General features: G+C 65.4%; 8 protein-coding genes. 5 read left to right on the top strand and 3 right to left on the bottom strand.

Features of this window, described 5'->3' with window-relative positions; all coding sequences use genetic code 11:
* Together A5906_RS45345 and ccoS are read left to right on the top strand one after the other, a co-directional pair.
* Positions 1 to 757, top strand: a 757-nt coding sequence (locus tag A5906_RS45345; RefSeq protein WP_245326986.1) for an HAD-IC family P-type ATPase, incomplete at its 5' end; no start/stop codon positions are given.
* Entirely contained in the window at positions 757 to 924 is a 168-nt protein-coding gene (ccoS, locus tag A5906_RS30860) for a cbb3-type cytochrome oxidase assembly protein CcoS (RefSeq protein ID WP_008138466.1), read from the top strand. The genes A5906_RS45345 and ccoS, both read left to right, overlap by 1 nt.
* 98 nt (positions 925 to 1022) lie before the next feature.
* Here ccoS and A5906_RS30855 read toward each other — a convergent pair whose 3' ends face one another.
* Positions 1023 to 2225, bottom strand: coding sequence for an MFS transporter (locus A5906_RS30855; RefSeq protein WP_080139018.1), 1203 nt, complete (start codon positions 2223 to 2225; stop codon positions 1023 to 1025).
* Between the two features lie 139 nt (positions 2226 to 2364).
* Positions 2365 to 2844, bottom strand: coding sequence for a cupin domain-containing protein (locus A5906_RS30850; protein ID WP_080138958.1), 480 nt, complete (start codon positions 2842 to 2844; stop codon positions 2365 to 2367).
* Between the two features lie 235 nt (positions 2845 to 3079).
* On the opposite strand from A5906_RS30850, the gene A5906_RS30845 reads away from it, so the two are divergent.
* Both A5906_RS30845 and A5906_RS30840 read left to right on the top strand, forming a co-directional pair.
* Positions 3080 to 3364: a hypothetical protein gene (locus A5906_RS30845; RefSeq protein ID WP_080138957.1), complete on the top strand. Its 285-nt coding sequence runs from the start codon at positions 3080 to 3082 to the stop codon at positions 3362 to 3364.
* An 80-nt stretch (positions 3365 to 3444) separates the two neighbouring features.
* Entirely contained in the window at positions 3445 to 4161 is a 717-nt protein-coding gene (locus A5906_RS30840) for a peroxiredoxin-like family protein (protein ID WP_080139017.1), read from the top strand.
* Between the two features lie 203 nt (positions 4162 to 4364).
* On the opposite strand, the gene A5906_RS30835 is transcribed toward A5906_RS30840, so the two are convergent.
* Positions 4365 to 5252, bottom strand: coding sequence for a LysR family transcriptional regulator (locus A5906_RS30835; RefSeq protein WP_080138956.1), 888 nt, complete (start codon positions 5250 to 5252; stop codon positions 4365 to 4367).
* A 197-nt stretch (positions 5253 to 5449) separates the two neighbouring features.
* Between A5906_RS30835 and A5906_RS30830 the strand changes: the two genes are divergently transcribed.
* Positions 5450 to 6598, top strand: a complete 1149-nt coding sequence (locus A5906_RS30830; protein ID WP_080138955.1) for a DUF3734 domain-containing protein — start codon at positions 5450 to 5452, stop codon at positions 6596 to 6598.
* The last annotated feature ends 49 nt before the right edge of the window (positions 6599 to 6647 follow it).

Raw genomic sequence — 6647 nt, 5'->3', positions numbered from 1 at the left:
GGTTGCGCAGGCCGCCGGCGCAAGGGCACCCATCGTCAGTGCGGTCGAGGAGGCCGGGCAGGGCGTGCGGGCGGTGGTGGACGGCGCAGAGCTCCGACTTGGCCGTCCGTCCTTCTGCGGCGCAGAGGCGCTGGTTGACGGGGCCATGCTCGATCCGGAGGCCTCCATCGTGGCCTTCAGCAAGGGGACTGAAAAATTCATCCTTTCGGTGCGCCAGGGCCTGCGTCCGGATGCGCAGGCGGTGATCGCCGCGCTGAAGGCGCGCAATATCGGCATCGAGATTCTTTCCGGCGACCGCGAGCCGGCGGTGAAGGCGGCGGCGCATGCACTGGCGATCCCGGAGTGGCGCGCCGGCGTCATGCCGGCCGACAAGATCGCACGGATCGAGGAATTGAAGCGGCGCGGCACGAAGGTGCTGATGGTCGGCGACGGCATGAACGATGCGCCCTCGCTGGCCGCAGCCCATGTCTCGATGTCGCCGATCTCGGCCGCCCATCTCAGCCAGGCCACCGCCGACCTCGTCTTCCTCGGCCGGCCGCTGGCCCCCGTGACCGCCGCCATCGACGCTTCGCGCAAGGCGCTGCACCTGATGCGGCAGAACCTCTGGCTCGCGATCGGCTATAATGTGCTCGCCGTGCCGGTCGCGATCAGCGGCGTGGTGACGCCCCTGATCGCTGCGGCCGCCATGAGCGGGTCGTCGATCCTGGTGATGCTGAACTCGCTGCGCGCCCGCAGCTCGGCGCGGGAGATCGTGTGATGGAAATCCTGGTCATCCTGGTGCCGCTCGCCTTGATGCTCGGAGGTGCCGGTCTCGTCGCCTTCCTCTGGTCGCTCAGGAGCGGCCAGTACGACGATCTCGACGGCGCCGCCTGGCGCGCCATCGCCGACGACGAGCCGCCGCAGGAAGCGCCGGTGAAGCGTTAAAGCACGATCCGGAAAGGTGCGAAGCGGGTTTCCGGAAAAATCATGTCTAAAGCAATGATCCAAAGCGCGATGACGATTCATCCAAATCTCATTGTGCTTCAGCGTTTCAGGGCGACGGTGAGCAGGGCCGCCAGCGCAAGGGCCAGGCCGACACCCGCGACGCAGGCGTGCCAGCCGAAACCGTCGAACAATCGCCCGAGCACGACCGTCCCGACCAGCCCGCCGCAGAAGTAACACGCAAGATAGCTCCCGCTGGCGATGCCGCGGTTGTCGGTTGCCGCCTGCCCGACGAAGCTAGTTGCGGCGGCCTGTGCGAAGAATGTCCCGACGCCGACCAGAACCATGCCGGTGAGGACTTCGCCGAGATGCGGCGCCAGCATCAAGGGCAGGCCGAGCCCGGCGACAGCGAGCGCGCCCCAGATCGTCGGCCGCGTTCCGAGCCGAGCGGCCACCTTGCCGGCCAGAAGCGTCGTGACGACCGACGGCAGGAAGACGAAATAGACGAAGCCCAGATCCATCATGCCCAGCGCCAGCGGCGGCCGCACCAGCACGAAATTGACGAACGTGAAGGTACCGATGAAGGCGAACAGGATGCAGAAGCCGATGCCGAAGGCCGCGCGCAGGCGCGGATTGCGCCAATGTGCGATGGTGGCGGCGAGGGGCGAGGCCACCGGCATCATCGCATGCATCGGCTGCACGCGTCGAATCGTGAAATAGACCAGCACCGCTCCGGCCAGATTCAGCGCTGCGAACAGATAGAAGTTCCAGGCGAGGCCAAGGCCCTCGGCGACCGCTGCCGAGATCAGACGGCCGATAAGGTTGCTGGCGACATTGCCGGTGATGTAGGCGGCAAAGGCGCCGCCGGCATCGATCGCGCTGCATTGCTCGCCGAGATAAGCGAGGGTGAGCGCGAAGGCGGAGGCCATGCACAGGCCCTGCGCGACCCTCAAGGCTGTGAAGACGGCAAGATTTGGCGCGGACGCCAGCAGGCCGGTGGGGATCGCCAGCAGCATCAGGCTGAGCAGGATGCCGGTGCGCCGGTTGATGTGCGGGCTGAAGAAGCCGACGACGAGGCTGGCTGTCGCCATGCCGAACGTGCTGGCGTTGACGGCAAAGCCCATCGCCGCGGGTGTGACGCCGTAGTGCCGCGTCAGCGAAGGCAGGATCGCCTGTGTCGCGAAGAGATCGACGACGGTGAGGAATGCGGTGAGGCCGATCACCAGCGAGCGCAGCGTGAGGCCCGGCGAGTGCGCCGCCATCGTCATCGCAGCCGGTTTGATCGACGCGGAAAGATCAGTCATGGCGTGCATCTCCTTCGACTGTCATTCCGGGCTGGCGCGAACGGGACCGCAAAGCGGCCCGGAGCACCAGACCCGGAATCTCGAGATTCTCAGGTGCGCCTCGCTTCGCGTCCCGGAATGACTGGACACTAAAGGCTCGTCACATGTGATGGTCGTTGGGATCCTTGCGCACATCGCCGACATAGAGAATGACGGTCTCCTTGCCGAGGTTCTTCCACCAATGCGAGGTGCCGTAGACTTCGGGGCGGATGTCGCCGGCCTTGTGCACGATCGGATCGACGCAGTTGGAGGCGTATTCGACGATCTCGCCCTGCTGCACGAAGATCAGCGCAGGGCGGTCGTCATGGCTATGCCAGGGCACGACGCCGCCGGGCGCGATGGTCAGCTTGCGGAAGCGCAGCTCGCGGCCCTCGATATGAGCCGGCTGCTTGCCGAGATCGATGGCGCCGAGCGTCACGTCGGTGACGCCGACCGGCTTGGTGTCGACCATCTGCTGCGCGTTCGGCTTGATCCTGTCGGCGGGACATTCGCCGGCGAAGACCGGCGTTGCGAATGTCAGTGCACCGAGAGCGGCTGCGCCCGCCCAGACCAGGCGCGACAACATCTGCTGCTTGAACATGGGAAGTCTCCTCTGTTGGCCGCAACCTCGCTGGTCGCCGGCTATGGCAGGAGCTTCGTCGAGACCGCATCGCTGTTGAAATGCCGGCTCGCTTTCGATGCGATAGCCAAGCGCTATCTCGATGTCCGGCGGCTATCGAACCGATTGGGCAACGGCATTTCCGCTTCCGGGGCATCCGGCGTCCGATGGCAGCGCGCCCGATTGGCGGGCGTTCACNCAATCCGGAGGAGCGTCCATGACGAAACTGTCAAAAACCCTGATCCTTACCGCCGCAGTCGCGGTGATTGCCACCTCGGCCTTCTCGCAGGCCACCTGGGATTTCAAGGCCGGCATGGCCTATGTCTATGGCGGGCCGGGCAAGATGTCCGCGATGGCCATGGCCCCGGCCGAGAAGAACCATGAGGCCATGATGAAGAACGCCAAGAAGGTGCCCGAGAACACCGTCTTCTTCATGGACAACGGCACGCTGTACTCCACGTCGGGGCGGCTCGATCCCACCGGCAATTTTTACGTGAACTGAGCCGCCCTCGCGCAACGGCCGCCCCTTGTGGGCGGCCGGATAAAGCACCTACTATTCGCCTTCAAATGCCGGAGCGGAAGATGACGTCTCTTTCACCAGCCGACGCCGATCGACTGAGGCTCGCCTACCAGCGCTGCCGCGACATGGAGGGAACGCTGAACGAGCAGCTGCGCGCCTATGCCGATGCGAGCCGCGAGGTGTTTCCGGCCTATGGCGAGGCGGTCGACCGGCTCGTGGTGAGGCTGAACGGCAACGGCGGTGGGGAGACCGCGCCGCGTCCGGGCGATGCGATGCCGCCGTTCATGTTGCCTGACGAGGGCGGGCGTCTCGTGACGCTGCCCGCGCTGCTGGAGCGGGGTCCCGTCGCGGTGATGTTCTTCCGTGGCCACTGGTGCCCCTATTGCCGGCTCAATGTCCGTGCCGTCGTGCAGGCGCAGGAGCGCATCAAGGCGATGGGCGCACAGGTCGTCGCGATCATGCCGGAGATGCAAGAGTACACGAGGCAGGTCAAGGCCGATTCCGGCGCGCCCTTTCCGATCCTGACCGATCTCGACAACGGCTATGCGCTGTCGCTCAATCTCGCGATCTGGCTCGGCAGCGAGCTCCAGAGCCTGTTGTCCTATCAGGATATGGCGAAGTTTCACGGCAATGACGGCTGGATGCTTCCGATCCCCGCCGTGTTCGTCGTCGGCCGCGACGGACTGGTGAAGGCACGCTTCGTCGATCCGGATTTCCGCAAGCGCATGGAGATCGACGATCTGCTCGCGGCGCTGGAGCGCGCGAGCCGGGAGAATTGACTTCACGCACAGCGATCTCTCTTCCTTCTCCCCTTTGGGAGAAGGTGGCGCGAAGCGGAGGGGTATGTCTCCGCGTGCACTGATGCTCGCGGAGACATACCCCTCACCCAAGCGAGTCTGCGTCTACCAGCGTCGCTGCCCTCTCCCACAAGGGGCGAGAACACAGCAATGCGCATCTTGCGTGGTGCAAGACCGCTCATCTGCTACCCCGCGATCGCTCTCCAGTCCGCGCCGCGCAGCATCCGCATCACTGCATTGGCGACGGCCGTTCGCTGACGGCCGGCGACGCCGTAGAGGCTGACGGTGCGGCGGGTATCGAGGCCGGTGACCGCGGTGCGCTTCAAGCTGTCCGGCACCGGCGAGGTGCGCGGCATCATGGCGATGCCGATATCGGCCTCGACCAGCTCGATCAAATCGCGCTCGCTCGAGATCTCGTGGCCGTGATCGACGTCGATGCCCTGCTCGCGCAGGCTGGCGGAGATGCGCCTGGAATGCTCGCAATAGCTGCGGCCGAGCAGTTGCTCCGCGCGCAGATCGTCCGGCTCGACCGTATCTTGTCCGGCGAGCCGATGCTCGCGGCTGACGACGAGATCGAAGCCTTCCGTGAACAGCGGCCACACGTCGAGCCGCTCCCAGGCTTCGTCGATCTCGGCGGCGATGCCGAGCTCGGCTTCACCCTTCTTCAGGAATTCACCGACCTCGCGGCTCGTCCCGCGCTGGAAGCGCAACTCGAGCCGGTTGAACTGCCGCCTGATTTCGTTGAGATGCGGAATGAGCAGTGCGAGGTCGATCGAATGCGTCAGCGCGATGCGCAGCGCGCCGATCTCGCCGCTGCGGAACGAGGAGGCGAGCGAGCGCGCACCGGTGGCGGCGTCGTAGCACTGCTTCAAGAGCGGATGCATGCGCTGGCCGAGCTCGGTCAGTTGCGCAGCGGGCCGCTCGCGGCGGAATAGGTCGCCGCCGAGCTCGGCCTCGAGCTGCTTGATCGCGCGCGTCAGCGAGGGCTGCGTCACGTTGCATTCCTCGGCGGCGCGCGTAAAATTCAACAGCTGCGCGACCGCGAGGAAATAGCGGACCTGGTGCATTTCCATGGATCGGCTCCCAGCTGGATCGGCCGGAATCTAGCCGATCCGGACCGGGAATGACATCCCGGGCTCGATAGCGCCTGCGTATGGTTACGGAAGCCAGCCGGCATTTCCAAAAGGCCCGACAATCGCCGAGAACGGCAGGACGTAACAATGGCCTTACACCTGACGAATGGTAACGATAGGCTCGACGGGAGCGAGACATGAACGGCATGCAGGACAAGGTACAGCGCAGGAGTATGGACCTGCCAGGCCAGGTCGTCCTCGTCCTTCAGGGCGGTGGCGCGCTCGGCTCCTATCAGGCCGGGGTCTATCAGGCCTTGCACGAAGCCGGCATCGAGCCGGACTGGATCATCGGCACGTCGATCGGCGCCATCAATGCGAGCCTGATTGCGGGCAACGCAAGGGAGCACCGGCTGGCGCGCCTGCGGGAGTTCTGGAAGCGGATGGAGCAGCAGCCGGTCTGGGACTGGCGCGCCGCATTTCCCGGCTTCAACGAGAAGCTGGCCTATTGGTCGACCGTGACCCACGGCATTCCCGGTTTCTTCCGGCCCAATCCGCTGGCGCATGCAGGCGATTCATATCCGCTGGGTGCGGATCATGCCGGCTTTTATTCGACCGCGCCGCTGGAGAAGACGCTGCTCGAGCTGGTCGATTTTGATCTGGCCAATCGCTGCGCGCCGCGCCTGACGGTCGGTGCGGCACATGTCTGCACCAGCGAGATGCGCTATTTCGATAGCCGTGACGGCGAGCTGACGGTGAAGCATGTGATGGCTTCGGGCGCGCTGCCGCCGGCTTTTCCGGCGGTGCGCATCGACGGTGAGCTCTATTGGGATGGCGGCATCCTGTCGAACACGCCGACCGAAGCGGTGTTCGACGACAATCCGCGCCGGGATTCGCTGATTTTCTCGGTGCATCTGTGGAATCCCGTCGGGCCTGAGCCGGCCACGATGGCGGAGGTGATGAACCGGCACAAGGACGTGCAATATTCCAGCCGCATCGCGAGCCAGATCGTGCGACAGCAGCAGGCCCACCGCCTGCGCCACGTCATCAACCAGCTCGCGGCGCTGCTGCCGGAGAGCGAGCTGAATGATCCCGCCGTGAGGGAACTGATGAGCTACGGCTGCTCGACCCGCATGCATGTGGTGCGGCTCCTGGCGCCGCAGCTCGAGCACGAGACCCACACCAAGGATATCGACTTCAGCCCGTCGGGGATCACGCGGCGCTGGCATGCCGGCTATGCTCACACGCGATCGGTGCTGGCGCGCAGGCCCTGGATCGGCGAGTTCGATCCGCTCGCCGGCGTGGTGCTGCACGAGCATACGGACGAGATGCCGATTGCGGCGGAGTGAGGGCCCTGTTTTGGGCGGTGACGATGTCAAGAGGCCGCGGTCTGGGCTA

It is taken from the genome of Bradyrhizobium sacchari, assembly GCF_002068095.1.
Lineage (GTDB): Bacteria > Pseudomonadota > Alphaproteobacteria > Rhizobiales > Xanthobacteraceae > Bradyrhizobium > Bradyrhizobium sacchari.
Note: the sequence above shows the minus strand (reverse complement) of the source record. Positions and strands in the feature narration are given on the sequence as shown.

Bases quoted from the DNA above. Each gene is read 5' to 3' on its own strand.
- ccoS (WP_008138466.1), top strand. From the start codon at position 757: ATGGAAATCCTGGTCATCCTGGTGCCGCTCGCCTTGATGCTCGGAGGT.
- A5906_RS30855 (WP_080139018.1), bottom strand. From the start codon at position 2,225: ATGACTGATCTTTCCGCGTCGATCAAACCGGCTGCGATGACGATGGCG.
- A5906_RS30850 (WP_080138958.1), bottom strand. From the start codon at position 2,844: ATGTTCAAGCAGCAGATGTTGTCGCGCCTGGTCTGGGCGGGCGCAGCC.
- A5906_RS30845 (WP_080138957.1), top strand. From the start codon at position 3,080: ATGACGAAACTGTCAAAAACCCTGATCCTTACCGCCGCAGTCGCGGTG.
- A5906_RS30840 (WP_080139017.1), top strand. From the start codon at position 3,445: ATGACGTCTCTTTCACCAGCCGACGCCGATCGACTGAGGCTCGCCTAC.
- A5906_RS30835 (WP_080138956.1), bottom strand. From the start codon at position 5,252: ATGGAAATGCACCAGGTCCGCTATTTCCTCGCGGTCGCGCAGCTGTTG.
- A5906_RS30830 (WP_080138955.1), top strand. From the start codon at position 5,450: ATGAACGGCATGCAGGACAAGGTACAGCGCAGGAGTATGGACCTGCCA.